The 23,631-nt window shown below is 71.2% G+C and carries 25 protein-coding genes; 12 read left to right on the top strand and 13 right to left on the bottom strand.

Annotated elements, in window-relative coordinates; all coding sequences use genetic code 11:
* The first annotated feature begins 31 nt into the window (after positions 1 to 31).
* Positions 32 to 655, top strand: coding sequence for a TetR/AcrR family transcriptional regulator (locus tag OHB00_RS11920; RefSeq protein ID WP_406434027.1), 624 nt, complete (start codon positions 32 to 34; stop codon positions 653 to 655).
* Positions 656 to 667: 12 nt separating this feature from the next.
* Here OHB00_RS11920 and OHB00_RS11915 read toward each other — a convergent pair whose 3' ends face one another.
* Positions 668 to 1,129 (bottom strand): MaoC family dehydratase, encoded by a 462-nt coding sequence (locus OHB00_RS11915; protein WP_406434025.1) that lies wholly within the window; start codon positions 1,127 to 1,129, stop codon positions 668 to 670.
* Positions 1,130 to 1,253: 124 nt separating this feature from the next.
* Here OHB00_RS11915 and soxR point away from each other — a divergent pair, with 124 nt between their 5' ends.
* Complete coding sequence (gene soxR / locus OHB00_RS11910; protein ID WP_406434023.1) at positions 1,254 to 1,775, top strand: redox-sensitive transcriptional activator SoxR; 522 nt, start codon at positions 1,254 to 1,256, stop codon at positions 1,773 to 1,775.
* Positions 1,776 to 1,833: 58 nt separating this feature from the next.
* On the opposite strand, the gene OHB00_RS11905 is transcribed toward soxR, so the two are convergent.
* On the bottom strand, positions 1,834 to 2,436 hold the full coding sequence (locus tag OHB00_RS11905; protein WP_406434021.1) for a hypothetical protein: 603 nt from the start codon (positions 2,434 to 2,436) through the stop codon (positions 1,834 to 1,836).
* A 268-nt stretch (positions 2,437 to 2,704) separates the two neighbouring features.
* Between OHB00_RS11905 and OHB00_RS11900 the strand changes: the two genes are divergently transcribed.
* On the top strand, positions 2,705 to 5,491 hold the full coding sequence (locus OHB00_RS11900; protein ID WP_406434019.1) for a penicillin acylase family protein: 2,787 nt from the start codon (positions 2,705 to 2,707) through the stop codon (positions 5,489 to 5,491).
* A gap of 38 nt (positions 5,492 to 5,529) precedes the next feature.
* On the opposite strand, the gene OHB00_RS11895 is transcribed toward OHB00_RS11900, so the two are convergent.
* A complete protein-coding gene (locus OHB00_RS11895) occupies positions 5,530 to 6,849 on the bottom strand; it encodes a serine-threonine protein kinase (protein WP_406434017.1) in 1,320 nt (439 codons plus the stop codon).
* 80 nt (positions 6,850 to 6,929) lie between these two features.
* On the bottom strand, positions 6,930 to 8,177 hold the full coding sequence (locus tag OHB00_RS11890) for an exo-beta-N-acetylmuramidase NamZ domain-containing protein (RefSeq protein ID WP_406434015.1): 1,248 nt from the start codon (positions 8,175 to 8,177) through the stop codon (positions 6,930 to 6,932).
* Between the two features lie 182 nt (positions 8,178 to 8,359).
* On the opposite strand from OHB00_RS11890, the gene OHB00_RS11885 reads away from it, so the two are divergent.
* From OHB00_RS11885 to OHB00_RS11865, 5 genes are all read left to right on the top strand, one after another.
* Positions 8,360 to 9,124 (top strand): SDR family oxidoreductase, encoded by a 765-nt coding sequence (locus tag OHB00_RS11885; protein WP_406434013.1) that lies wholly within the window; start codon positions 8,360 to 8,362, stop codon positions 9,122 to 9,124.
* Positions 9,121 to 10,797 (top strand): class I adenylate-forming enzyme family protein, encoded by a 1,677-nt coding sequence (locus OHB00_RS11880; RefSeq protein ID WP_406434011.1) that lies wholly within the window; start codon positions 9,121 to 9,123, stop codon positions 10,795 to 10,797. Before OHB00_RS11885 ends, OHB00_RS11880 begins: the two co-directional genes overlap by 4 nt.
* A 29-nt stretch (positions 10,798 to 10,826) precedes the next feature.
* On the top strand, positions 10,827 to 11,420 hold the full coding sequence (locus OHB00_RS11875) for a TetR/AcrR family transcriptional regulator (RefSeq protein WP_089103029.1): 594 nt from the start codon (positions 10,827 to 10,829) through the stop codon (positions 11,418 to 11,420).
* A gap of 65 nt (positions 11,421 to 11,485) precedes the next feature.
* The gene (locus OHB00_RS11870) at positions 11,486 to 12,181 is read left to right on the top strand and encodes a type 1 glutamine amidotransferase domain-containing protein (protein ID WP_406434009.1); all 696 of its coding nucleotides are present in this window, start codon (positions 11,486 to 11,488) and stop codon (positions 12,179 to 12,181) included.
* A 122-nt stretch (positions 12,182 to 12,303) separates the two neighbouring features.
* The gene (locus tag OHB00_RS11865; protein WP_406434007.1) at positions 12,304 to 12,483 is read left to right on the top strand and encodes a hypothetical protein; all 180 of its coding nucleotides are present in this window, start codon (positions 12,304 to 12,306) and stop codon (positions 12,481 to 12,483) included.
* Between the two features lie 89 nt (positions 12,484 to 12,572).
* On the opposite strand, the gene OHB00_RS11860 is transcribed toward OHB00_RS11865, so the two are convergent.
* The 3 genes from OHB00_RS11860 to OHB00_RS11850 form a co-directional block, all read right to left on the bottom strand.
* Entirely contained in the window at positions 12,573 to 13,787 is a 1,215-nt protein-coding gene (locus tag OHB00_RS11860; protein ID WP_406434005.1) for an acyl-CoA dehydrogenase family protein, read from the bottom strand.
* Positions 13,788 to 13,793: 6 nt separating this feature from the next.
* Positions 13,794 to 14,816 (bottom strand): phosphotransferase family protein, encoded by a 1,023-nt coding sequence (locus OHB00_RS11855; RefSeq protein WP_406434003.1) that lies wholly within the window; start codon positions 14,814 to 14,816, stop codon positions 13,794 to 13,796.
* Positions 14,817 to 14,981: 165 nt separating this feature from the next.
* The gene (locus OHB00_RS11850) at positions 14,982 to 15,278 is read right to left on the bottom strand and encodes a hypothetical protein (RefSeq protein ID WP_406434001.1); all 297 of its coding nucleotides are present in this window, start codon (positions 15,276 to 15,278) and stop codon (positions 14,982 to 14,984) included.
* 129 nt (positions 15,279 to 15,407) lie between these two features.
* Between OHB00_RS11850 and OHB00_RS11845 the strand changes: the two genes are divergently transcribed.
* Entirely contained in the window at positions 15,408 to 16,349 is a 942-nt protein-coding gene (locus OHB00_RS11845) for an NADP-dependent oxidoreductase (RefSeq protein ID WP_406433999.1), read from the top strand.
* 7 nt (positions 16,350 to 16,356) lie between these two features.
* Here OHB00_RS11845 and OHB00_RS11840 read toward each other — a convergent pair whose 3' ends face one another.
* From OHB00_RS11840 to OHB00_RS11825, 4 genes are all read right to left on the bottom strand, one after another.
* Positions 16,357 to 16,668 (bottom strand): DUF202 domain-containing protein, encoded by a 312-nt coding sequence (locus OHB00_RS11840; RefSeq protein WP_406433997.1) that lies wholly within the window; start codon positions 16,666 to 16,668, stop codon positions 16,357 to 16,359.
* Positions 16,665 to 17,057, bottom strand: coding sequence for a YidH family protein (locus tag OHB00_RS11835; protein ID WP_406433996.1), 393 nt, complete (start codon positions 17,055 to 17,057; stop codon positions 16,665 to 16,667). The genes OHB00_RS11840 and OHB00_RS11835 overlap by 4 nt, the downstream gene beginning before the upstream one ends.
* 144 nt (positions 17,058 to 17,201) lie before the next feature.
* The gene (locus OHB00_RS11830; RefSeq protein WP_406433994.1) at positions 17,202 to 17,711 is read right to left on the bottom strand and encodes an NUDIX hydrolase; all 510 of its coding nucleotides are present in this window, start codon (positions 17,709 to 17,711) and stop codon (positions 17,202 to 17,204) included.
* 33 nt (positions 17,712 to 17,744) lie between these two features.
* Complete coding sequence (locus tag OHB00_RS11825) at positions 17,745 to 18,638, bottom strand: DMT family transporter (protein ID WP_406433992.1); 894 nt, start codon at positions 18,636 to 18,638, stop codon at positions 17,745 to 17,747.
* Between the two features lie 432 nt (positions 18,639 to 19,070).
* Here OHB00_RS11825 and OHB00_RS11820 point away from each other — a divergent pair, with 432 nt between their 5' ends.
* The 3 genes from OHB00_RS11820 to OHB00_RS11810 all read left to right on the top strand — a co-directional run bounded on the left by OHB00_RS11820 (position 19,071) and on the right by OHB00_RS11810 (position 21,456).
* Positions 19,071 to 20,021, top strand: coding sequence for a hypothetical protein (locus tag OHB00_RS11820; protein WP_406433990.1), 951 nt, complete (start codon positions 19,071 to 19,073; stop codon positions 20,019 to 20,021).
* A gap of 87 nt (positions 20,022 to 20,108) precedes the next feature.
* On the top strand, positions 20,109 to 20,849 hold the full coding sequence (locus OHB00_RS11815) for a molybdopterin-dependent oxidoreductase (protein WP_406433988.1): 741 nt from the start codon (positions 20,109 to 20,111) through the stop codon (positions 20,847 to 20,849).
* Positions 20,833 to 21,456 carry a cytochrome b/b6 domain-containing protein gene (locus OHB00_RS11810; RefSeq protein WP_406433986.1) on the top strand — a complete coding sequence of 208 codons (624 nt, stop codon included), beginning with the start codon at positions 20,833 to 20,835 and terminating at the stop codon, positions 21,454 to 21,456. The genes OHB00_RS11815 and OHB00_RS11810 overlap by 17 nt, the downstream gene beginning before the upstream one ends.
* Before the next feature lie 109 nt (positions 21,457 to 21,565).
* Here the strand turns inward: OHB00_RS11810 and OHB00_RS11805 are convergent, their stop codons facing one another.
* Positions 21,566 to 22,963: a gluconate:H+ symporter gene (locus tag OHB00_RS11805; protein WP_406433984.1), complete on the bottom strand. Its 1,398-nt coding sequence runs from the start codon at positions 22,961 to 22,963 to the stop codon at positions 21,566 to 21,568.
* 39 nt (positions 22,964 to 23,002) lie between these two features.
* On the bottom strand, positions 23,003 to 23,524 hold the full coding sequence (locus tag OHB00_RS11800) for a gluconokinase (protein ID WP_406433982.1): 522 nt from the start codon (positions 23,522 to 23,524) through the stop codon (positions 23,003 to 23,005).
* Between the last annotated feature and the right edge of the window lie 107 nt (positions 23,525 to 23,631).

The following is a 23,631-nucleotide window of genomic DNA, read 5'->3' as shown; positions in this document are numbered from 1 at the left end:
GAGCTCCGGTATCGAGAGGGGCGAGCGAGCGATGAGTACGGCGGAGGAGACGACCGGCGGCGAGGTCGAGCCGTGGGAAGAGGTCACCCCTGACGCGGCCCGGCGACTGCTGGTCGCCGCCGTGGAGGCCTTCGCCGAGCGTGGCTACCACGCCACCACCACCCGCGACATCGCGGGCCGGGCCGGCATGAGCCCCGCCGCGCTCTACATCCACTACAAGACCAAGGAAGAGCTGCTCCACCGGATCAGCCGCATCGGTCACGACAAGGCCCTGGACATTCTCCGGACGGCCGCCCGGCGCGAGGGCACCGCCGCCGAGCGGCTCGCCGACGCCGTGAGTTCCTTCGTCCGCTGGCACGCCGGGCGGCGCACCACCGCCCGGGTGGTGCAGTACGAACTCGACGCCCTCGGCCCCGACGCCCGCGCCGAGATCCTCGGCCTGCGCCGCCAGGTCGACGCCGAGGTGCGCGGGATCATCCAGGAGGGCGTCGCGTCCGGCGAGTTCGACGTCCTCGACGTGCACGGCACCACCCTCGCGGTGCTGTCGCTCTGCATCGACGTCGCCCGCTGGTTCAACGTCAACGGGCCCCGGACCCCCGAGGAGGTCGGCGCGCTCTACGCCGACCTCGTGCTGCGGATGGTCGGGGCCAAGTAGCCGCGGAGCCGCTCAGAGGTAGTAGCGGGACACCGACTCCGCGACGCAGACCGGCTTGTCGCCGCCCTCGCGCTCCACGCTGAAAGCGACCGTCACCTGGACACCGCCCGTGACATCCGTCACATCGGTGATCGTGGCGGTGGCGCGCAGCCGGGAGCCGACCGGGACGGGGGAGGGGAAACGGACCTTGTTGGTGCCGTAGTTCACGCCCATCTTCACGCCCTCGACCTTGATCAGCTGGGGGCCGAAGAGCGGGAGCAGCGACAGTGTCAGATAGCCGTGCGCGATGGTCGTGCCGAACGGGCCGGCGGCCGCCTTCTCCGGATCGACGTGGATCCACTGGTGGTCGCCGGTCGCGTCCGCGAACAGGTCGATCCGCTTCTGGTCGATCTCCAGCCAGTCGGTGTGGCCCAGCTGCTCGCCCACGGCCGCCTTCAGCTCGTCGGGGGAGGTGAAGATCCTCGGTTCTGCCATGTTGCCGGCCCTCTCGCACTGTCGGGATCACGCGTTGCCATGTCTAAGCAACTGCTTAGCATGGTCCGGTGCGGGTCCTCTGTCAACGGACCGCGACCCGCACCCGCTGGGTAGTCTCTGACGGGTGCCGCAGATTCCCGAGAAGATCCACGAGCTGACCGTGGGTCAGCTGTCCGCGCGCAGCGGCGCCGCCGTGTCCGCGCTGCACTTCTACGAGTCCAAGGGGCTCATCAGCAGCCGGCGCACCCCCGGCAACCAGCGCCGCTACACCCGCGACACGCTGCGCCGGGTCGCCTTCGTCCGGGCGGCACAGCGGGTCGGCATCCCCCTCGCGACGATCCGGGAGGCCCTCTCGGAACTCCCCGAGGAGCGCACGCCGACCCGCGAGGACTGGGCCCGGCTCTCGGAGGCCTGGCGAGCGGAGCTGGAGGAGCGCATCAGGCAGCTCAACCGCCTGCGGGATCATCTGACCGACTGCATCGGCTGTGGCTGTCTGTCGCTGGACACGTGTGTGCTCTCCAACCCGGACGACGCGTTCGGCGAACGGCGGGCGGGTTCCCGTCTGCTGCCGGAACGGGCGGAGCGGACGCGCCAGGGCGCGTCGGTCACCGCCGGTACTGGAGCGGCCTCTGCCGGTCGCCGCTGACGACGGTCGGGTCACCGGCAGTTGGGGGGTGCGGCATCCCCGGCGCACCCCCACGTGGTCAGGCCGACATGAGAAGCCGCCCGCGCCTGGCATAGGCCAGGGCCTCGGCGGTGAGCACCGGACGCGGCACCAGGATCCCGCAGTCCGCGCAGACCGGACCGGCGGAGGGCTCGTGGTCCAGGTCGTACTTCCAGATGAGGCGCTCCCCTTCGCACACCGGGCAGGCCGTGCCCGGCTCGCGCTCCAGGGCGGCGATCAGCCGTCGCAGCACCTCGGCGAGTGGTTCGTCGGGATGAACCCGTGGGTCGTCGCACCAGGCCACTCCGAATCCGCCCCAGGTCAGCCGGTGCCAGTCGTCCACGCTGCCCGGGCGGCGCAGCCCGTCGTGCTTCTCCTTCTTGCGGCGCTCGGCGAACTCGACCTCATAGGCGAGCCATACCGTCCGCGCCTCCTCCAGCTCCTCCAGCGCGCCCACGAGACGCACCGGATCGGGGGCCCGGTCCTCGGGACCGAACCCGGCCCGCGAGCAGAGATGGTCCCAGGTCGCGCGGTGCCCGTAAGGAGCGAACCGCTCCAGGCACTTGCGCAGCGAGTAACGCCGTAGCGCCAGATCGCACCGTGGGTCTCGCACCTGTCTCGCCAGACTCCGGAAACCGGCCATCGCCCTGCACCTCCGTCACACCTGCAGCTGTACATCGGTCACTTCGGCGTCGCCGCACGGGCTGCGCGCGGCGTTGCCGTATAGACGTATCGACACTCGAATCGGCTCCATCCGATTTCCGATGCCGTCCATAAGGCCGCCCGCCTTGACCGACGACGGGTGACACCGCCGACACGGGCGACCACTCCAAAACTTGACGCATGTTCATCTTCAATCCCGGGGATACCGGCGGTAACGTCCGGCACCACCCCCGTCGTGAGGAGCCGCCATGCCCCGGCGCACCAGACATCACGCGTTGTTCGACAAACTGAGAACTCCCCGCAAGCTCCCCGGGTTCCTGAAAGCCGCATCCGTATGCGTCCTCATCGCCGGCCTGCTCTCCCCGCTGGTCCAGGCGACTCCGGCGGCGGCCGCGGCCTCCAACGACTACTGCGGCGGCCAGTGTTCCGACATCCTGCCGCCCGGCGAGAACGGCAACGCCACCCTCGCCCAGATCCTGCTCAACCAGGCCTTCGGCACCCAGCCCAGCCACGCGGAGGACCAGCTCGGCCTCTACAACAACCTGGCCACGGGCTACTCCACCCTCACCGACGCGAAGATCAACACGTTCTTCAACGACTCGTCGTTCGGAGTCGCGTCCAGTCAAGTCGCCTCCTCGGAGAACCCGGCCGGCCGCAGCGATGTCACCATCGTCCGCGACAAGGCGACCGGAGTGCCTCATATCACCGGTACCACCAGATACGGCACGGAGTTCGGCGCGGGGTATGCCGCCGCTGAGGACCGGCTGTGGCTCATGGACGTGTTCCGGCACGTCGGCCGCGGCCAGCTCACCACCTTCGCCGGTGGCGCCGCCTCCAACCAGGGCCTTGAACAGGAGTTCTACCGCAACGCCCCCTACTCCGAGGCCGACCTGCAGGCGCAGATCGACAACGCCGTCGCCAACAACGGCACCCGCGGCCAGCAGGCCCTCGCGGACGCCGACGCCTACCTCGACGGCATCAACTCCTACATAGACGCCTCGGACAGCGGCCGTTACTTCCCCGGTGAGTACGTGCTGACCGGGCACAAGGACTCGATCACCAACGCCGGCACGATCGACCACTTCAAGATCACCGACCTGGTGGCGCTGGCCTCCGTGATCGGCACGCTGTTCGGCTCCGGCGGCGGCGGCGAGGTCAACAACGCCATCTCGCTGCTCGCCGCCCAGGAGAAGTACGGCGTGACCGAGGGCACCAAGGTCTGGGAGTCGTTCCGCGAGCGCAACGACCCCGAGGCCGTGCTCACCGTCCACAACGGCGAGAGCTTCCCCTACGGCACCAAGCCCGACAACCCCCAGGGCGAGGCGCTGCCCGACGCCGGGTCGGTGACGACCGAACCGCTGGTCTACGACGCCAGTGGCACCGGCGCCGACCAGAGCGCCACCGCCGCCGCGGAGACGGCGACCAAGACCGCGCTCAGCTCGGCCAGACGCGGCATGTCCAACGCCCTCGTCGTCAGCGGCAAGTACACCGCGAGCGGCCACCCGATCGCCGTGTTCGGACCGCAGACCGGCTACTTCGCCCCGCAGCTGCTCATGCTCCAGGAGATCCAGGGTCCGGGCATCAGCGCCCGCGGCGCCTCCTTCGCGGGCCTGAGCATGTACGTCGAACTGGGCCGCGGCCAGGACTACGCGTGGTCCGCGACCACCTCCGGGCAGGACATCATCGACTCCTACGCGGTCGAACTCTGCCAGGACGACTACCACTACCTGTTCCACGGCACCTGCACGGCCATGGACGAGGTCGAGCAGACCAACTCCTGGAAGCCGACCACGGCCGACAGCACGGCCGCCGGGTCGTACACCATGAAGGTCTGGAAGACGAAGTACGGCCCGGTCGAATACCGGGCCACCGTCGGCGGGAAGAAGGTCGCCTACACCACCCTGAGATCCTCGTACATGCACGAGGCCGACTCGATCATCGGCTTCCAGATGCTCAACGACCCCGACTACGTGAAGAGCCCGCAGACCTTCCAGAGTGCGGTGCAGCACATCAACTACACCTTCAACTGGTTCTACGCCGACTCCACGCACACCGCGTACTACAACAGCGGCAACAACCCGGTGCGGGCGAGCGGGGTCGACCCCGAGTTCCCGATCTGGGGGCAGGCCGCCTACGAGTGGCAGAACTGGGACCCGACCACCAACACGGCGGACTACACCCCGGCCGCCCAGCACCCCCAGTCGATCGACCAGGACTACTACGTCTCCTGGAACAACAAGCAGGCGCTGAACTACACGACAGCGAGCTGGGGTGACGGCTCCGTCCACCGTGGCAACCTGCTGAACGACCGGGTCAAGAAACTCGTCGCCGCCGGTGGTGTCACCCGCTCCGCGCTTGTCAAGGCCATGGCAGACGCGTCGCTCACGGACCTGCGTGCCGAGGACGTCCTGCCCGACCTGCTGAAGGTGATCAACAGCAGTACGGTGACCGACACCACGGCCGCCGCGGCCGTCACCAAGCTCCAGACCTGGCTGACCGCGGGCGGCAAGCGCACGGAGACCTCGGCGGGCTCGAAGACGTACGCCAACTCCGACGCCATCCGGATCCTGGACGCCTGGTGGCCACTGCTGGTGAAGGCCGAGTTCCAGCCCGGCCTCGGTGACGACCTGTACACCGCGTTCACCAACAACCTGTACATCGACGAGACCCCGTCGGCCGCTCACGGACCGACCGGTGCGCATGCCGGAAGCTCCTTCCAGTACGGCTGGTGGAGTTATGTCGACAAGGACATCCGATCGGTGCTCGGGCAGACCGTGTCGGGACCGCTCGCCGAGCAGTACTGCGGCGGCGGCAGCCTCAGCGCCTGCCGGGACATCCTCATCAGCACCCTGAAGACGGCGGCCGGCACCAGCGCGTCCACCGTCTACCCCGGGGACTCGCTGTGCTCGGCGGGCGACCAGTGGTGCGCCGACTCGATCGTCCAGCGCACCCTGGGCGGCATCAAGCACTACAACATCAGCTGGCAGAACCGGCCGACCTTCCAGCAGGTCGTGGAGTTCACGTCACACCGGTGAGCCGAACACCGGTGAGCTGATGCCCCACGGCGGCGGGGTCACCCGATGCGCCCCGCCGCCAGCACCACCCGCGCCAGTTCGGGGTGCACGATGTCGCTGTGCGCCCCGGACGGCGGGCCGCCCCTGCACACCACCGCCGCCGCGTCGACGTTCACGCAGCCCGGCGCGGCGAGCGGGCCGCGCAGCGCCGCCGCCAGGTCCAGCGACCGGGTGCCCGGCACCTCCTGGACGCCGTCGTGGCCCATCGCGCCCCACTGGGCGCCCAGCATCCGCCCCACGTCCTCGCCCAGCGCCGACTCGCAGTCGTCCGCCATCCGCGAGGCCATCGGATACAGCGTGCCGAGCGCCTCGTCGAAGTGGGAGTAACAGCACACCAGCGGGCCGTCGATCCGGTTCTGCTGCCCCTGGAGCGCCCCGCCGGCGCGTGGATCGTGCGGCAGCCGGGCGGCGAACGCGTAGTGCGAGAAAGCCCCCTGCAGCAGGGTCACGGACTTCACCGTGCGCACCCCGTCCGGCAGCCCGCGCAGCGCGAACGACACCAGCCGGCCACCGAAGCTGTGCCCCACCAGATGCACCCGCACGTCCGGTGCGGCCCCGGCCAGCAGGCCGATCACCGGCCCGAGCCCGCGCTCCCCGACGGTCCCCGCGCGCCGCTTCATCGCGTAGTAGGTCGCCTGCCGCAGCAGCTCCTTCGCGCCGTCCCACGGGTTCGGCACCGTGAACCCGGCCGCGCCGCCGCCTCCCTGGAGACCGGCCAGCGCCGCCGCGAACTCCTCGCACAGGGCCGTCGTGTCCCCGCTGAACAGCACGGGTTCGCTCTGCGGGACGCCCTCCGCGAGCGTGTCCGCCGCGAACAGCGGCTGGGGGCCGCCGGGGAGGACCTCGACCAGCAGCCGCACCAGGCGCCCGAACTCCACCAGTTCGTTCGCCGGCCGCTGGTCCAGCATCCGCGCGATCTGGTCGACCACGGTGGCCCGCCCCGGGAACGTCTCCAGGAGCGCGTGCCGGGTGTCCTTGTCGAGGACGGGCGCCGGTGACTGCTCCGCCTCCATGGCCACCACGGACTTCGGGAAGTCCGGGATCGGCTCGTCGCAGAACCGCATCGACGGCCAGATCACCCCGGCGTACCCGATCCGCGCCTTCGGCGCGAGCTTCGGGATCGGTGCGAAGAACCGCCGGTACAGGGCGGTCGCCCCCGAACGGTCGTTGTTCCAGCCGTGCGCGAAGACGATCAGGTCATCGAGGTCATGGCCGCCGATCTCGCCCAGCAGCCGGTCGCGTTCGGCGCCGTCCGGGTCCCCGTCCGCGTCGAAGGTCAGCTCCCAGTAGGGAGTCACACTCATCCCAGGATCCGCCATGCCAGGCTCCTCGTCCCCCGAACCGGTGCGATGTGCGCGCATCGTCCCGCCACGGGGCAAGGTTGGCCATACAGCGCGCCTCACCTGTAGAGGAGAAATTCCTTTCGGACCCGGCGGAAAGCGGCGAGTTCGTCCTGCCAGGCGCCGACGACCTCGTCCGGACCCGCGCCGGTGTCGATCATCGTGCGCACGCGCGCGGATCCGGTGAGCTTGTCGATCCAGTCGTCCGAGCGCCAGGCGAAGCCGCTCCACACCTTCTTCGCGGTGACCAGGAGGCCGATTCCGGTGCGTACGGGGTCGTAGGCGGCCCGGTCGTGCACATGGATCTGCACCCCGCCGACGGTCGTGCCCTGGAACTTGGAGAAGGTGGGCGCGAAGTACGCCTCCCGGAACCGCACGCCCGGCAGCGCCAGTTCGTTGGCGGCCGCCGCCCAGCGCGCGTCGATGCCCTCCGCGCCGAGCAGTTCGAAGGGGCGGGTGGTGCCGCGCCCCTCCGACAGGTTCGTGCCCTCGAAGAGACACGTCCCCGAGTAGACCAGGGCGGTGTCCGGGGTGGGCATGTTGGGACTCGGCGGCACCCAGGGCAGGCCGTAGGCGTCGTAGAAACGCGAGCGCCGCCAGCCCGTCATCGGTACGACGTCCAGAGCGACCGGTGTGCCGAGGAACTCCGCGTTGAACAGCCGCGCGAGCTCGGCGACCGTCATCCCGTGTGCCTGTGCGATCGGCTGCCGGCCGACGAAACTGGCGAACTCCCGGTGCAGAACCGGCCCTTCGGCCGTGCGGCCGGTCACCGGGTTCGGGCGGTCGAGGACGACGAAGCGCCTGCCCGCCAGCCGAGCGGCCTCCATGCAGTCGTACAGCGTCCAGATGTAGGTGTAGAAACGGGCGCCGACGTCCTGGATGTCGAAGACGACGGTGTCCACGCCGGAGGCGGTGAAGACGTCGGCGAGGGGCTGTCCGCTCTTGAGGTAGGTGTCGTAGACGGGAAGGCCGGTCGCCGGGTCGTCGTGGCGGCCCTCGGAGCCGCCGGCCTGGGCGGTGCCGCGGAAGCCGTGCTCAGGGCCGAAGACGGAGGTGAGGTTCACCCGGGGGTCGGCGTGCATGACGTCGACGATGTGGCGGGCGTCGGCGGTGATGCCGGTGGGGTTGGTGACGATGCCGACCTTCTGGGCGGCGAGGAGGGCGTAGCCGTCGGCGGAGAGGTGGTCGAAACCGGTCTTGAGGGTGCCGTGGGCGTCGGCCGTGGTTGCCGTGGGTACGGCTGCCACGGCCGTTGCCGTTGCCGCTGCCGTGGCGGCGGTGAGCAGGCTTCGTCTGGACGGGTGCAATGGGGTGGCCTCCGTCGTCGTCCGGGTGTGGGCCGGATAGGGCTGGTCGCGCAGTTCCCCGCGCCCCTTTTGGGGCGCGCTGCAGCTTAGGGGGTGCGACAGTCGCTCTTTTCTCAAACATACCGACCGGTTAGTGTGTCCGTGCTGAGCCGAGTCTGGTCGCGTCGTGTCGAAGGAGACCGATGGTGGGAGCCGTGCAAGATGCCCGAGTCGTGGTCACCGGGGCGGGAGGTGGCATCGGGGCCGCCCTTGCCCGTCGGTTCGCCGCCGAAGGTGCTCGCGTCGTCGTGAACGACCTGGACGGGGAGAAGGCCGCCGCGGTCGCCGAGGAGATCGGCGGGATCGCTCTTCCGGGTGACGCGTCCGGCATCGTCGCCGCCGCCCGGGACGCGCTCGACGGGAGCGTCGACGTCTACTGCGCCAACGCCGGACTCGCCTCCGGCGGGTCCGAGGCGGCCGACGCCGCCGTATGGGAGTCGGCCTGGGACGTCAACCTCATGGCCCATGTGCGGGCCGCGCAGGAGCTGGTGCCCGACTGGCTGGAGCGGGGGAGCGGGCGGTTCGTGTCCACCGTGTCCGCCGCCGGACTGCTCACCATGATCGGGGCCGCGCCCTACAGCGTCACCAAGCACGCCGCCTACGCCTTCGCCGAGTGGCTGTCGCTGACGTACCGGCACCGCGGGCTCAAGGTGCACGCGATCTGTCCGCAGGGCGTCCGTACCGACATGCTCGCCGCCACCGGCACCGCGGGCGACCTGGTGCTCCAGCCGACCGCGATCGAGCCCGACGCCGTCGCGGACGCGCTGTTCAAGGGGATGGCGGAGGACCGGTTCCTGATCCTGCCGCACTCCGAGGTCGCCGGCTTCTACCAGGCGCGGGCCACCGACCCGGACCGCTGGCTGACGAACATGAACCACCTCCAGCAGAAGTGGGAGGCCACCCTGTGACCCAGTCGCAGACCGAGTCCGGCTACGCCGCCCGGCCCTGGGTGGGGCTGCTCAACGAGGCCCAGCGCGGCCCGGTCGCGCCGCCCGCCTCGCTGGTGCACGCGCTGCGCACCGCCGTGGCCGCGGCACCCGACCGCACCTGCCTCACCTACTTCGACGCCCGGCTCAGCTTCCGCGAGGTCGACGAGCTGAGCGACTCGGTCGCCGCGCATCTCGCCCAGCGGGGCCTGGAGCGCGGTGACCGGGTCGCCGTCATCCTGCAGAACTCGCCGCACTTCGTGCTCGCGCTCCTCGGCGCCTGGAAGGCGGGCGCGACCGTCGTGCCGGTCAACCCGATGTACAAGTCGGGGGAGGTCTCCCACGTCCTGCGGGACGCGGAGGTGACCGCGCTGGTCTGCTCGCAGCGGTCCTGGGAGTCGTACCTGCGCGACACGGCCGCCGACTCGCCGGTGCGGGTCGTGCTCACCGCCTGCGAGCTGGACTTCCAGACGCGTGACGACGCGCGCGTGCTGAGCTTCGAGCGGCTGCCGCAGGCCGCCGACGCCGAGGACCTGGTCGCCGTCGCGCGGCAGGGCGGCAAGGCGCCCGCGGGGCGGGACCCCGAGCCGTCCGACATCGCACTGATCAGCTACACCTCGGGGACCAGCGGCGCCCCCAAGGGCGCCACCAACCTGCACAGCAACATCATGTACAACGCCGAGCGGCAGCGGACCGGGCTCGCGCTGCCCGACGCGCCGGTCTACTACGCCCTCGCGCCCCTCTTCCACATCACCGGCATGGTCTGCCAGCTCTGCGCCTGCCTCACCAGCGTGGGTACGCTCGTGCTCACGTACCGCTTCGAGTCGGGCCTGGTGCTGGAGGCGTTCGCCGAGCACCGTCCGCAGTACACGGTGGGCCCCTCCACCGCCTTCATGGCCCTGGCCGCCCACCCGGACGTCACCCCGGAGCACTTCGCCTCCTTCGTCAACATCTCCTCCGGCGGCGCGCCGCTGCCGCCCGCCCTGGTGGAGAAGTTCCGCGCCGGGTTCGGGCCGTACATCCGCAACGGCTACGGGCTGACCGAGTGCACCGCGCCCTGCGCCTCAGTGCCGCCGGAGCTGGAGGCGCCCGTGGACCCCGTCTCCGGCACCCTCGCGGTCGGAGTGCCCGGCCCGGACACCGTCGTCCGCATCATCGACGACCAGGGCCAGGAGGTGCCCTTCGGCGAGCAGGGCGAGATCGCCGTGCGCGGGCCGCAGGTGGTGCCCGGGTACTGGCGGCGGCCCGAGGCCACCGCCGAGACCTTCCCGGACGGCGAACTGCGCACCGGTGACATCGGGTTCATGGACCCGCAGGGCTGGCTCTACGTCGTCGACCGCAAGAAGGACATGATCAACGCGTCCGGGTTCAAGGTCTGGCCGCGCGAGGTCGAGGACGTGCTGTACACCCACCCGGCGGTACGCGAGGCGGCCGTGGTCGGCGTGCCGGACGGGTACCGCGGGGAGACCGTCAAGGCCTACATCAGTCTTCGACCCGGTGCTGCAACCGATCCGGACGATCTCGCCCTCTATTGCAAGGAGAGACTGGCCGCCTACAAATATCCGCGCCAGGTGGAGATCCTGCCCGACCTGCCGAAGACGGCAAGTGGGAAGATCCTCCGACGGGAACTGCGTTCCCGACCGCAACAGAGTTAGCAGATCTACGAGAAAGGCAGGTGGCGGCAGTGCCCAGGACGACGGACGGAGACGGGGCTCCTGTTCCGCAGCGGCTTCTTGCCGCCGCCACCCGGCTCTTCGCGGAGCAGGGGTACGACCGGACCTCCGTGCAGGAGATCGTGGAGGCGGCCGGCGTCACCAAGGGGGCGCTGTACCACTACTTCGGCTCCAAGGACGATCTCCTGCACGAGGTGTACGCGCGCGTGCTGCGCGTCCAGCAGGAGCGGCTCGACGCGTTCGCGAACGCGGACGAGCCGATCGAGAAGCGGCTGCGCGGCGCGGCGGCGGACGTGGTCGTCACGACCATCGAGAACCTCGACGACGCGATGATCTTCTTCCGGTCCATGCACCACCTGAGCCCGGAGAAGAACAAGCAGGTGCGCGCCGAGCGCCGGCGCTACCACGAACGTTTCCGCGCGCTCGTCGAAGAGGGCCAGCGCGAGGGCGTCTTCTCCACCGCGACCCCGGCCGACCTCGTGGTCGACTACCACTTCGGCTCCGTCCACCACCTGTCGACCTGGTACCGCCCCGACGGCCCGATGGCCCCCCAGGAGGTCGCCGACCACCTGGCCGACCTGCTGCTGAGAGCACTTCGCCCGTGATGTGCCTAGGCTGGAACGGCTGAATTCCTCTACGAGTCGACTCGGGGGGAAGGAGACCGAGTGCGATGGCGAAAGTCCTCTTCATCGTCAGCGGGGCCACCTACTGGGTCCTCAAGGACGGCACCAGGCACGCGACCGGCTACTGGGCCGAAGAGTTCGCGATGCCGTACAAGAAGATCACGGAGGCCGGGCACGACGTCGTGGTCGCGACGCCCGGCGGCGTGACCCCGGCCGTCGACATGATGAGCCTGCGTCCGTCGATGGCGGGCGGTGAGGAGATGGCTCTCGAACTGGAGGAGATCATCCGCTCCGCCGAGGTGATGCGGCGGCCACTCCAGCTCTCCGACGTCCGCCTGGAGGACTACGACGCGGTGTACCTGCCGGGCGGCCACGGCCCCATGGCGGACCTGGCGTTCGACGCCGACTGCGGCCGCCTGCTGACCGCCCAGCTCGCCTCGGGCAGGCCACTCGTGATCGTCTGCCACGCCCCCGCCTCGATCCTCGCCACCAGGATCCACGGCAGGTCCCCCTTCGAGGGATACCGCGTCACCTGCTTCACCGACGAGGAGGAAGAGGGCGTCGGCCTGGCCTCCCGGGCACCGTGGCTGCTGGAGACGGAACTCAAGGAGAAGGTCGGCATCGACTTCAGCCGCGGTCCGATCTGGGAGCCGTACATGGTCGAGGACCGCAATCTCATCACCGGCCAGAATCCCCACTCGGCCGCGATCCTGGCGGACCGGCTGCTCCAGATCCTCAAGTAGGCACGGTCCCCAGTACCGGGCGCCGGCCGGCGCCGGGATGGCGTCCAGGTCGGCGAGGCCGGCCGGCTGCAGCCGGAGGCCGGCCGGATCCGCGTACTACTTCCCACCCCGCCGCCCGGGACGTGTTCCCCGACCGGGACAACCAGATCCGCGGCTGCGTCCCCCGCCTGCGTGCCCTGGGCGGCACCGACCCCGACGCCTACTACGCCGAGCCCGGGACCCCCGACCACGACGCCATGGTCCTCCTCGACATGCTCGGCACCCCGCACGCCCCGACCCGGCCCGGAGGCACCGGCCCTTGACCGGCGACCGGGACCGGACGACCACCGACCCGGCCCGCCGTGGGGGCCGGGTCGGCGGACACCCGCACCGGCCCCTCGGCGCACAGCGCCTACAGGTACTTCTTCAGCTCCCGCCGCGCCAGCGAGCGCTGGTGCACCTCGTCCGGTCCGTCGGCGATCATCAGCGTGCGGGCCCCGGCGTACAGGTCGGCCAGCGGGAAGTCCTGGCTGACACCGCCCGCGCCGTGCAGCTGGATCGCGCGGTCGATGATGTCGACGACCGCACGCGGCGTGGCGATCTTGATGGCCTGGATCTCGGCGTGGGCGCCCCGGTTGCCGACGGTGTCCATCAGCCAGGCCGTCTTGAGCACCAGCAGCCGCAGCTGCTCGACCGTCACCCGGGCGTCGGCGATCCAGTTGTGCACCACGCCCTGCTGGGCCAGCGCCTTGCCGAACGCCGTCCGGGACACCGCCCGCCGGCACATCAGCTCGATCGCCCGCTCGGCCATGCCGATCAGCCGCATGCAGTGGTGGATCCGGCCGGGGCCGAGCCGGGCCTGGGCGATGGCGAAGCCGCCGCCCTCCTCGCCGACCAGATTGGCCACCGGCACGCGCGCGTGGTCGAAGACCACCTCGGCGTGGCCGCCGTGGTAGTGGTCCTCGTAGCCGAAGACCTTCATCGCGCGCTTCACGGTGACGCCCGGGGTGTCGCGCGGGACCAGGACCATGGACTGCTGGCGCCGGATGTCGGTGCCGTCCGGGTCGGTCTTGCCCATCACGATGAAGATCCTGCAGTCCGGGTTCATCGCCCCGGAGATGTACCACTTGCGGCCGGTGATGACGTAGTCGTCGCCGTCCCGCTCGATGTGGGTGGTGATGTTGGTGGCGTCGGAGGAGGCAACCTCCGGCTCGGTCATGGCGAACGCGGAGCGGATCTCACCGGCCAGCAGCGGCTCCAGCCACTGCTTCTTCTGCGCGTCGTCGCCGAACTGGGCGAGCACCTCCATGTTGCCGGTGTCCGGCGCCGCGCAGTTCAGCGCGGTGGGCGCCAGGTGCGGGGAGCGGCCGGTGATCTCGGCGAGGGGTGCGTACTGGAGGTTGGTGAGGCCGGCGCCGTACTCGGCGTCGGGGAGGAAGAGGTTCCACAGGCCCTGCCTGTGCGCCTCGGCCTTCAGCTCCTCGACCACGGCCGGGGTGTCCCACGGCGAGGCCAGCGCGGCCCGCTGCTCCTCGGCCACCGCCTCGGCCGGGTAGACGAACTCGTCCATGAAGGCGAGGAGTCGGGCGCGAAGCTCCTCGGTGCGCGCGTCGAACGCGAAGTCCATGACCGGTCAGCCTTCCTGAAGAGTGGTCAGTCCGTGGTCGATGAAGACGGGGACGAGCTCGCCGATGCGGTCGAAGCCCTGCCCGAGCGTCTGGCCCAGCGTGTACCGGTAGTGGATGCCCTCCAGGATCACGGCGAGCTTGAACCAGGCGAACGCCGTGTACCAGGAGATGTGCGAGACGTCCCGCCCCGAGCGGGCGGCGTACCGCTCGACCAGCTCCCGCGGAGCCGGGTGGCCCGGCGCCTCGGCGGTCGTGGACACCGGGGAGTCCGGCGCACCCAGCGGCAGGCTGTACATCACCAGCAGGCCCAGGTCGGTCAGCGGGTCGCCGAGCGTCGACATCTCCCAGTCGAGAATCGCCTTGATCCGGTCGTCTTCGCCGATCAGGACGTTGTCGAGGCGGTAGTCGCCGTGGATCACGGTGGGCGCGGGGGACTCGGGCAGCCGGCGGCCCAGGGTCGCGTGCAGCTCGTCGATCCCGGCCAGCTCACGGTTGCGCGAGGCGTCCAGCTGCTTGCCCCAGCGGCGCAGCTGGCGGTCCAGGAAGCCCTCGGGGCGTCCGAAGTCGCCGAGACCGACCTCCGCGGGGTCCACGGCGTGCAGCTCGACGAGCGTGTCCACCAGGGACAGCACGGCGTCGCGGGTGCGCTCGGGGCCGAGCGGGACGAGCTGCTCGGAGGTCCGGTACGGGGTGCCCGCCACGAACTCCATCACGTAGAACGGCGCGCCGAGGACCTCCTCGTCCTCGCAGAGCAGCACCGGGCGCGGCACCGGCACCTCGGTCGGGTACAGCGCGCTGATCACCCGGTGCTCGCGCTTCATGTCGTGCGCGGTGGCCAGGACATGACCCAGCGGCGGCCGTCGTACGACCCACTTCGAGGTGGAGTCGCTGATCGCGTAGGTGAGGTTCGACCGTCCGCCCTCGATCAGCCTTCCGGTCAGCGGGCCGGTCACCAGACCGGGGCGCTCGCGGTCCAGGAGGCCGCGCAGCCGGTCGAGATCGAGTCCGGGCGGGTGGTCGGGGCTCATGCATCGCTCCTACGAACGAATGAACAGGACCCGACTCATGATGCCGACCAGTCGGTATGTCGTCCAGCGCGTGAGCCAAACGTGACCGGGACCACCCTACGGCCCGAACGGCGGGCGGCGGCTCCCCGCGCGCAGAGCGGAGAGCCGCCACGGGCGAGGACCGGCTCAGTGATCGTCCCAGTGGCCGTCGTGCTCGGCGTGCCGGTGGCCGTCGTGCAGGTAGTCGATGTGGTCGCCGTGCAGCACGCCGGTGTGCCCGCAGCCGTCGCCGTGCCGGTGCTCGTGCGCCTCGTGGGTGACGTGGCCGTCGGGCTCGCACTCGTCCCAGTGGCCGCCGTGCTCGCGGTGCAGATGCCCGTTGTGGGCGTAGTCGACGTGGTCGCCGTGCGGCACCTGGTCGTGCCCGCAGTCCGGCCCGTGGCTGTGGCCGTGTGCGGTGTGTTCCTGATGAAGGGTGGTCATGGTGCTCGCCTTCAGGGGGTACAGGGTTCAGGAGTGTGGCGTGATGCCGACGGACAGGCTGCCACGCGAACGGCGCATATGCGGGCATCCCGGTTGCGTGGCGTCCGAGTACCCCGGAGGGTCGTGTGCATGAAAGGCATCAGCTACAGCCGGTACGGCGGCCCCGAGGTGCTGGAGTACGGCGAGGTCAAGGACCCGAAGGTCGGCCCCGACTCGGTGCTGGTGAAGGTCCGCGCGGCGGCCGTCAACCCGGTCGACTGGAAGTGCCGTGAGGGCCATCTGAACGGCGTCCTGGACGCCGTCTTCCCGGTGGTCCCCGGCTGGGACGTCTCCGGGGTCGTCGTCCAGCCCGGCTCCGCCGTGACCGAGTTCGCGGTCGGCGACGAGGTGATCGGCTACGTCCGCGAGGACTTCCTCTCCCGGGGCACCTTCGCCGAGTACGTCGCCGCCCCGGTGCGCACCCTTGCCCGCAAGCCGCGCAACCTCACCTTCGACCAGGCCGCCGGGCTGCCGCTGGCGGGCCTCACCGCCTACCAGGTGCTGGTGCACGCCCTGGAGGTCAGGCGCGGCGAGACGGTCCTGGTGCACGCGGCCGCCGGCGGGGTCGGCTCCCTCGCCGTGCAGATCGCGGCCCATCTCGGCGCCCGGGTCATCGGCACGGCGAGCGAACCCAACCACGACTTCGTCCGGGGCCTCGGCGGTGAGCCGGTGACCTACAGGGCGGGCCTGGCGGAACGCGTGCGGGGACTGGCCCCGGAGGGTGTGGCCGCCGTCTTCGACACCGTCGGCGGGGAGGCCCTGACCGCCTCGGCGAACCTGCTCGCCCCCGAGGGCAGGATGGCCTCGATCGCCGACCCGGACGTGGTCGACTTCGGCGGCCGCTACTGCTTCGTACGCCCCGACGCCGAGGACCTGACCCGGCTCACCGCGCTCGCGGAACAGGGCGCGCTCACCGTCCATGTCGCCGAGACGTATCCGCTGAAGGCGGCGGCCGACGCGCAGCGCCGCAGCCAGGAGGGGCACACCCGGGGCAAGCTGGTGGTCACCGTGGAGTGGCCGGAGGAGGGCTGAGCGCGGGCTACACGACCAGTGCGGCGGCGCACAGGGCGATGGCGACCGTGCACAGCACCGCCCCGGTCGCCCACCGGGGGGCCAGCGCCGGGGGGCGGGGCGCCGCGAGGGCGCGGATGCGGCGGTGGGCCACGAGCAGGAAGCCCAGCCACAGGACACAGCAGGCCGCGCAGGCGACCACGCCGGCGTCCGAGGTGCTGCCGTGCAGGGCGGTCTTCGCCGCGAGTATGGCGGCGACGGTCGCCGACAGAGTCGTACGGCGCCAGGCCAGCCGGGTCCGCTCCGGCTGGAGCCCGGGGTCGCGGGCCGGCTCCGTCATCCCTCCCACCCGACGAGCACGACGACGACCATCGCGACGGCGACCACGGCGATGACCACGCTCAGCAGCGCCGGGAACCGGGAGACCGGCAGATCCTCACCGCGCCGCATCGCCCGCTCGCAGCGCATCCAGTGATTGACGGCACGCAGCGAGCAGAGCACGCCTGCGGCGAGGAGGGCCAGGGCGAGGCCGATGCGCCAGCCCCGGCCGAGGTCGGGCAGGAACTGGTCCACGGCGAATCCGCCGCCGATGAGGGCGAGGGCGGTGCGCAGCCAGGCCAGGAAGGTCCGCTCGTTGGCGAGGGAGAAGCGGTAGTCGGGGGTGGTTCCTTCCTGGCGCACGACCTCGGGGGCGAACCACAGGCGGACGTTCCGTACGAATCCGATCACGTGCCGGAAGCCTACCGGGGTGGTCGCCGGTCTCCTTCGGCTGCGGGCGCGTGGGGGCTGGCCGCGCAGTTCCCCGCGCCCCTTACGGGGCGCTGCGGTCGCGTCAGCTGCATAGCCGCGGGGCGGTCGTGCCGCTGGGGCACCTCAGCCCCGATGGGCCTGCAGCCGCTTCCACGCCGCCACCCCGTCCGGCACCCACTCCCACTCCCCGAGCCGTGACACCACCTCCTCCTCCGTCAGGAAGTCGTGCCACGCCACCTCCTCCACCTGCGGCCGAACCGGCAGCTCGCAGCGCACCTCGTACACCGCCGACCACCAGCTCCGCCCGGCCCCGCCGTCGTACAGGAACTTGAAGAGGAACCTCGGCCGCGGCAGTCCGGAGACGCCCAGTTCCTCCTCGGCCTCCCGCAGCGCCGCGTCGTCGTAGGACTCGCCCGCCCCCACCACGCCCCCGACGAACATGTCGTACAGGGAGGGGAAGACCAGCTTGGTCGCGGTGCGGCGGTGCACGAAGACGCGGCCGGCGGCGTCGCGGGCCTGGATGAAGACGCAGCGGTGGCGCAGACCCCGGGCGTACGCCTCACCGCGTGGGGACTGTCCGATGACCTGGTCGTGCTCGTCGACGATGTCGAGGATCTCGTCAGCAGCGCTCATGCCGTCATCCAAGCAGGCGGACGGCCCCCGGCGTCAGCGCGGCTGGAGGTCGAGCGACGGCTCCTTCGGCGCCGCACCGCGCGGCATCGCGGGATGCAGCCCGAGCAGCACGATGCCCGCCACGATCGCCGCGAGCCCCGCCGCCTCCCAGGCCAGCGCCCCGGTGTCGGTGCGCAGCCGGTCCCCGAGGAAGCCGACCCCGCACAGGATCCCGGCGAGCGGCTGGGCCGCGGTGAGCGCGGGCAGCGAGTTGCGCAGCTCCGCCGTCTCGAACGCGCTCTGGACGAGGATCAGCCCGGTGACCCCGAGGACCAGCACGCCGTACGGCTGCCAGCCGGTGAGGACCTCCATGATGCCGCCCTCCGAGAAGCGGGTGCTGGTGACCCGGGTCAGCGCGTCCTGGACGCCGTAGAGCAGGCCGGCGGCGAGGGCGAGCAGGGTGGGGCCGGCGCTGAGGCGGGACCGTTTGGCGTAGGTCGTGAGCAGCAGGGCTGTGCCGACCATCACGCCGATGATGAGCCAGTGGCGCGCCGGGTTGGTGACGGCGTCGCCGCCGCGTGGCTGGCCCGCCAGGATGAACGCGGTCACCCCGCCCGCGAGCAGGACGAGGCCCGCCCAGCCCTGGTGGCTGAGGGGATGCCTGGTCTGGTGCCGGGAGAGCGCGAGGGCGAAGAGGAGGTTCGTCGCGAGCAGTGGTTCGACGAGGGAGATCTCGCCCTTGCCGAGGGCGATCGCGCCGAGGATCATGCCGGCCACCATCAGGCCGATGCCGCCGAGCCAGCGCGGCACCCGCATCAGGTCGAGCAGCAGCCGGGGCGAGAGGAAGTCGCTGAGCGGTGCCTTCTGGGCGACGTTCTGCTGGAGCACGAACCCGAAGCCCAGGCAACAGGCCGCACTCACGGCGAGAATCAGAACCAGAACGGACACGCTGCGTACCTCGATCTGCGGCCGGGCTACGGAGTGCGTAGTGGCCGACTGTAGCGCTCCCGGGTGGGGATTGCTCCGGGGGTACCCGGAACCGGGCGGTTGACTCGGTCACGCTGCCCGGGTCGACCACGGTGGGCGGATCGGGGCGGTTGCTACGGGACCCTACGGCCATGGTCCGACGCCCGGGCGGCCGGCGCCATGGCGTACGCCACAGCCGGCACCCGGTGCCCCACGGCCACGGTACGCCCATCGGCCCCCGGCGCGCGTCAAGTTCCCCTGGGTACAGGGTAGTTGAATGGAGTACCAGCCTCGTTCGGCTTGACGCAAAGTCTTGGCTGGGGGTTTGCTGTGCGTGATCGGCCGATGGCAGCCCGACAACCAGGAAGTTCCGCGGTGCCCCCAACCCCGCCCCTCTTAGGCCCAGGCCCGACCGTGTCAGGCCCGGGCCCGGCCGTCGCCGAAGGCCCCCGCGCGGCCACGCACCCCGGCTGCGAGCACTGCCCCGACGACGCCCTCGGGGACGCCGAACTCATCTCGGCGCGGGCCGCGTTGGCCCAGGGCCGCTGGCAGTCCGCCCGCTCCCTGTTGCTCCACACGGGTGACGACTGGGACCGCCGCGGCCACCGGGTCACCGCCCTGGCCAGCGAGCCCTACGCCGTCGCCTGGGCCCGCGAGTGGCTGCTCGCCGAGCCCGGCTCCGCCGGCGCCGCCACCCTGTACGCCCTGACCCTGGTCAGGCGCGCCCTGCGCGGCAAGGCGGACCCGGAGCGTGCCCGCGAGGCCTGCGCCGGCGCCGCCGCGCTCGCCCCCGCCGACCCCACCCCGTGGCTCGGCCTCCTCCTGGTGGCCCGCTACCTGGGCACCGGCGAGGAGACGCGCCGTACCTTCACCGAGGTGCGCCGCCGTCATCCCGAGCACCACCACGCGCACCACCTGATGGCGGCCCGGATCGCGGAGACCGAGCTCCGGGGCACGTACGAACTGTGCGCCTTCGCCGAACGCGCGGCGGCCGAGGCCCCGGCCGACTCCCCGCTCGCCGTCCTGCCGGTCGTCGCGTACACCGAACGCCACCGGGTACTGGCCGCCACCGGCCAGGCCCCCGCCGACCCGGCCGCCGCCGGGCACTGGGCCGAGCCGTCCGCGCTGCGCGCCCTGGGCGCCGCCTTCGACTGGTGGCTGGAGTGGGGGATCGAGGAACATCCCCGCCGCCACATCGACCTCAACCACCTCGCCCACGCCACCTTCGGCGCCGGCCGGTACGCCGAGGCCGCGGCCCTGTTCCAGCGCATCGGCCGCCATGCCACCGCGGCACCCTGGTCGTACCCGGACCGTGACCCGTGCGAGGCGTTCCGGGCGGCCCGGGAGCGGGTGCTGGGAGGTTGAGGCGAGGTTCATGAGAAGAGGTTGTGGATTCCTTACGGCCGCGGGATTTCGTGGCCGAGGCCGCCCCGATGGTGTTCGAATGAGTGCGTGAACTCTGAACAGTCCGAGGAGCCGCGGCGCACCGAGGAGGGCAGCCCGGTCGGCCGCCGGGTGTTCCTGGGCACCATCGGCCTCGGCGCGCTCGGCCTGGTGACCGCGCCCGTGCTGCAACGCGTCACCGAGTCGGTCCTCGGTGCCTTCTCCGGCAAGGACCCCACGGGCCTGACCGGACTCCTCCCGAACGGCGGCGGCTTCCGCTACTACTCGGTGACCGGGTCGGTGCCGGACAAGACCGCCGCCGACTACCAGCTGAAGATCGGCGGACTGGTCGACAAGCCGCGGACGTACACCCTGGCCGACCTGCGGGCGCTGCCGCAGACCAAGCTGGTCAAGGACGTCCAGTGCGTGACCGGCTGGCGGGTGCCGGACACGCCCTTCGAGGGCGTCCGTCTCTCCCATCTCCTGGACCTGGCGGGCGTCCGGGACTCCGCGAAGGCCATCCACTTCACCTGCTTCGACGGCGCGTACACCGAGAGCCTCACCCTCGACCAGGCGCGCCGCCCGGACGTCCTGGTCGCGCTGCGCATGCAGAACAAGGCGATCACCCACGACCACGGCGGTCCGGTCCGTCTCTACGTCGCTCCCATGTACTTCTACAAGTCGGCCAAGTGGCTCTCCGGCATCACGGTCACCGACAAGGTCGCCCCGGGGTACTGGGAGAGGCTGGGCTACGACGTCGACGCCTGGGTCGGCCGTTCGAACGGACGTGACGATGAGCCTACGAGCTGAGGCCCCGGCCGCCACGGACCGGCTGCACCGCTTCACCGCCGCCGAGCGCTGGGTGCACCGCACCACGGCACTGCTGATGGGCCTGTGCGTCGCGACGGCCGCCTGTCTCTACATCCCGCAGCTGGCGGTCCTCGTCGGCCGCCGCGAACTGGTCGTCCGCATCCACGAGTGCGCGGGCCTCGCCCTCCCCGTCCCGGTCCTCCTGGGCCTCGCCTCCCGTGCCTTCCGCAGGGACCTCGGCTTCCTGAACCGCTTCGGCCCCCACGACAGGCTCTGGCTGCACGCCGCCCTGAGCCGCGACAAGCGCCGCTCCTCGCGCCCGGCGGGCAAGTTCAACGCCGGCCAGAAGATCTACGCGAACTGGATCGCCGGCGCCACCCTCGTCATGCTCGGCACGGGCCTGCTCATGTGGTTCACCCACCTCGCCCCGCTGATGTGGCGTACCTCGGCCACCTTCGTCCACGACTGGCTGGCCCTGACGATCGGCATCGTCCTGGCCGGCCACATCGGCATGGCCCTGGGCGACCCGGAGGCAAGACGAGGCCTGCGCACGGGAACGGTGAGCCAGGAGTGGGCCAAGCGCGAGCACCCGTTGTGGCGGCCGTAGCCGTCGCGCCTGTTCGGCTTCGGTACTTCTCTCCACCGCGACGGCGGTCAGCCGGGACGGCGGAGTCCGGCGGTGCGCCACCGGGGGCACCGCCGGACTCCGCCCGCTCCTAGATCACCAGGGACAGCAGCAGGACCAGGCCGCCCCCGACCACCGAGATGATCGTCTCCATCACGGACCAGGTCTTCAGCGTCTGGCCGACGCTCAGGCCGAAGTACTCCTTCACCAGCCAGAAACCGGCGTCGTTGACGTGGCTGAAGAACAGCGAGCCCGCACCGATGGCCAGGACGAGGAGAGCGGTGTGGGCGGTCGACATGTCGGCCGCCAGCGGAGCCACCAGGCCCGCCGCCGACACCGTGGCCACCGTCGCCGAGCCCGTCGCCAGCCGGATCGCCACCGCGATCAGCCAGGCCAGCAGCAGCGCCGGTATCGACCAGTCCTTGGAGATCTCCAGGATCATCTGGCCGACGCCGCAGTCGATCAGCGTCTGCTTGAAGCCGCCGCCCGCGCCGACGATCAGCAGGATGCCCGCGATGGGCACGAGCCCCTTCTCGACGGTCTCCGAGATGCGCTCCTTGGAGAACCCGGCCGGCCGGCCCAGCGTGAACATGCCGACGATCACGGCCGCGAGCAGCGCGACCAAGGGGGAGCCGATGACGTCGAAGACGCGCTGGACGGTGTGCGCCGGGTCGTCGACGACTATGTCGACCAGCGCCTTGGCCAGCATCAGGACGACCGGCAGCAGGATGGTGGCGAGGGTGGCGCCGAAGCCGGGGCGGTTCTCCAGTTCCTCGGACGGGCGCTGCGGGAGCATCCGGTCGGGGGCCTGCACGTCCACCCAGCGGGCCGCGACCTTCGAGAACAGCGGACCGGCGATGATCACGGTCGGGATCGCGACCAGGACACCGAGTGCCAGGGTCACGCCCAGGTTCGCGTGGACCGCGTCGATCGCGACCAGCGGGCCCGGGTGCGGGGGCACCAGGCCGTGCATCACGGACAGACCGGCGAGGGCCGGGATGCCGATGCGCATCAGGGAGTAGTGGCCGCGCTTGGCGACCATCAGCACCACCGGGATGAGCAGCACGATGCCGACCTCGAAGAACAGCGGCAGCCCGACCACGGAGGCGATCAGCACCATCGCCCAGGGCATCGCCCGCCCGCGGGCCTTGGCGAGGATCGTGTCGACGATCTGGTCGGCGCCGCCGGAGTCGGCCAGCAGCCTGCCCAGGATCGCCCCGAGCGCGATCAGGACACCCACGCCGGCGACGGTGGCGCCGAGCCCGGTGGTGAAGCTGGTGATGACCTTGTCGAGCGGCGCCCCGGCGAACGCGCCGAGCGCGAGCGAGCCGATGGTGAGCGCCAGGAAGGCGTGGAGTTTGAACTTGGTGATGAGCAGGACGATGACGGCGATGCCCAACAGGACGGCGATGCCGAGTCGGGCATGTCCGGCCGAGGTGATGGGCGCGACGGCGTCCGCTGCCAGCATCTCGACGCTGAGTCTGGTCACGGGGTTCCTTGCGATGACGGGAACAGGAAAGGGGGGCGGTTACTGCGGGGTGCGGTCGGGCAGCGCGTCCAGCGCCCGCACGGCCCGTGCGGTGATCTCCTCGGGGCTGCCCGAGATGTCCACGGCGACGCCGGCCTCGTCCGCCTCCAGCGGCTGGAGCGTGGCGAACTGGGAGTCCAGCAGCGCGGTCGGCATGAAGTGACCCTGCCGGTGCGACATCCGGTCCTCGATGAGCTGCCGGTCGCCGGTGAGGTGCACGAAGACGAGGTCCGGGGCGGAGACCCGCAGCCGGTCGCGGTACGCCCGCTTCAGCGCGGAGCAGCTGACCACCCCGCCGAGCCCCTCCCGGCCGTGCGCCCAGGCGCCGATGGCGTCCAGCCACGGCCACCGGTCGGCGTCGTCGAGGGGGTGCCCGGCCGACATCTTGGCGATGTTGGCCGGCGGGTGGAAGTCGTCGCCCTCGGCGTACGGGACGCCGAGCCGGGCGGCGAGCAGGGGACCGATCGTGGTCTTGCCCGTGCCCGCGACGCCCATCACCGCGACGACGTATGGGGTCCGCATCACTGCCTCGCTGTCTTCCTACGGGGAGATCCCGACAACAGACACCGGCCTACGACATCCGGCGTCGGCCTCACTGAAACCCATTAGGTACGACGAATTCAAGAGTC

Source organism: Streptomyces sp. NBC_00631 (assembly GCF_045206895.1).
Taxonomy (GTDB): domain Bacteria; phylum Actinomycetota; class Actinomycetes; order Streptomycetales; family Streptomycetaceae; genus Streptomyces.
Note: the sequence above shows the minus strand (reverse complement) of the source record. Positions and strands in the feature narration are given on the sequence as shown.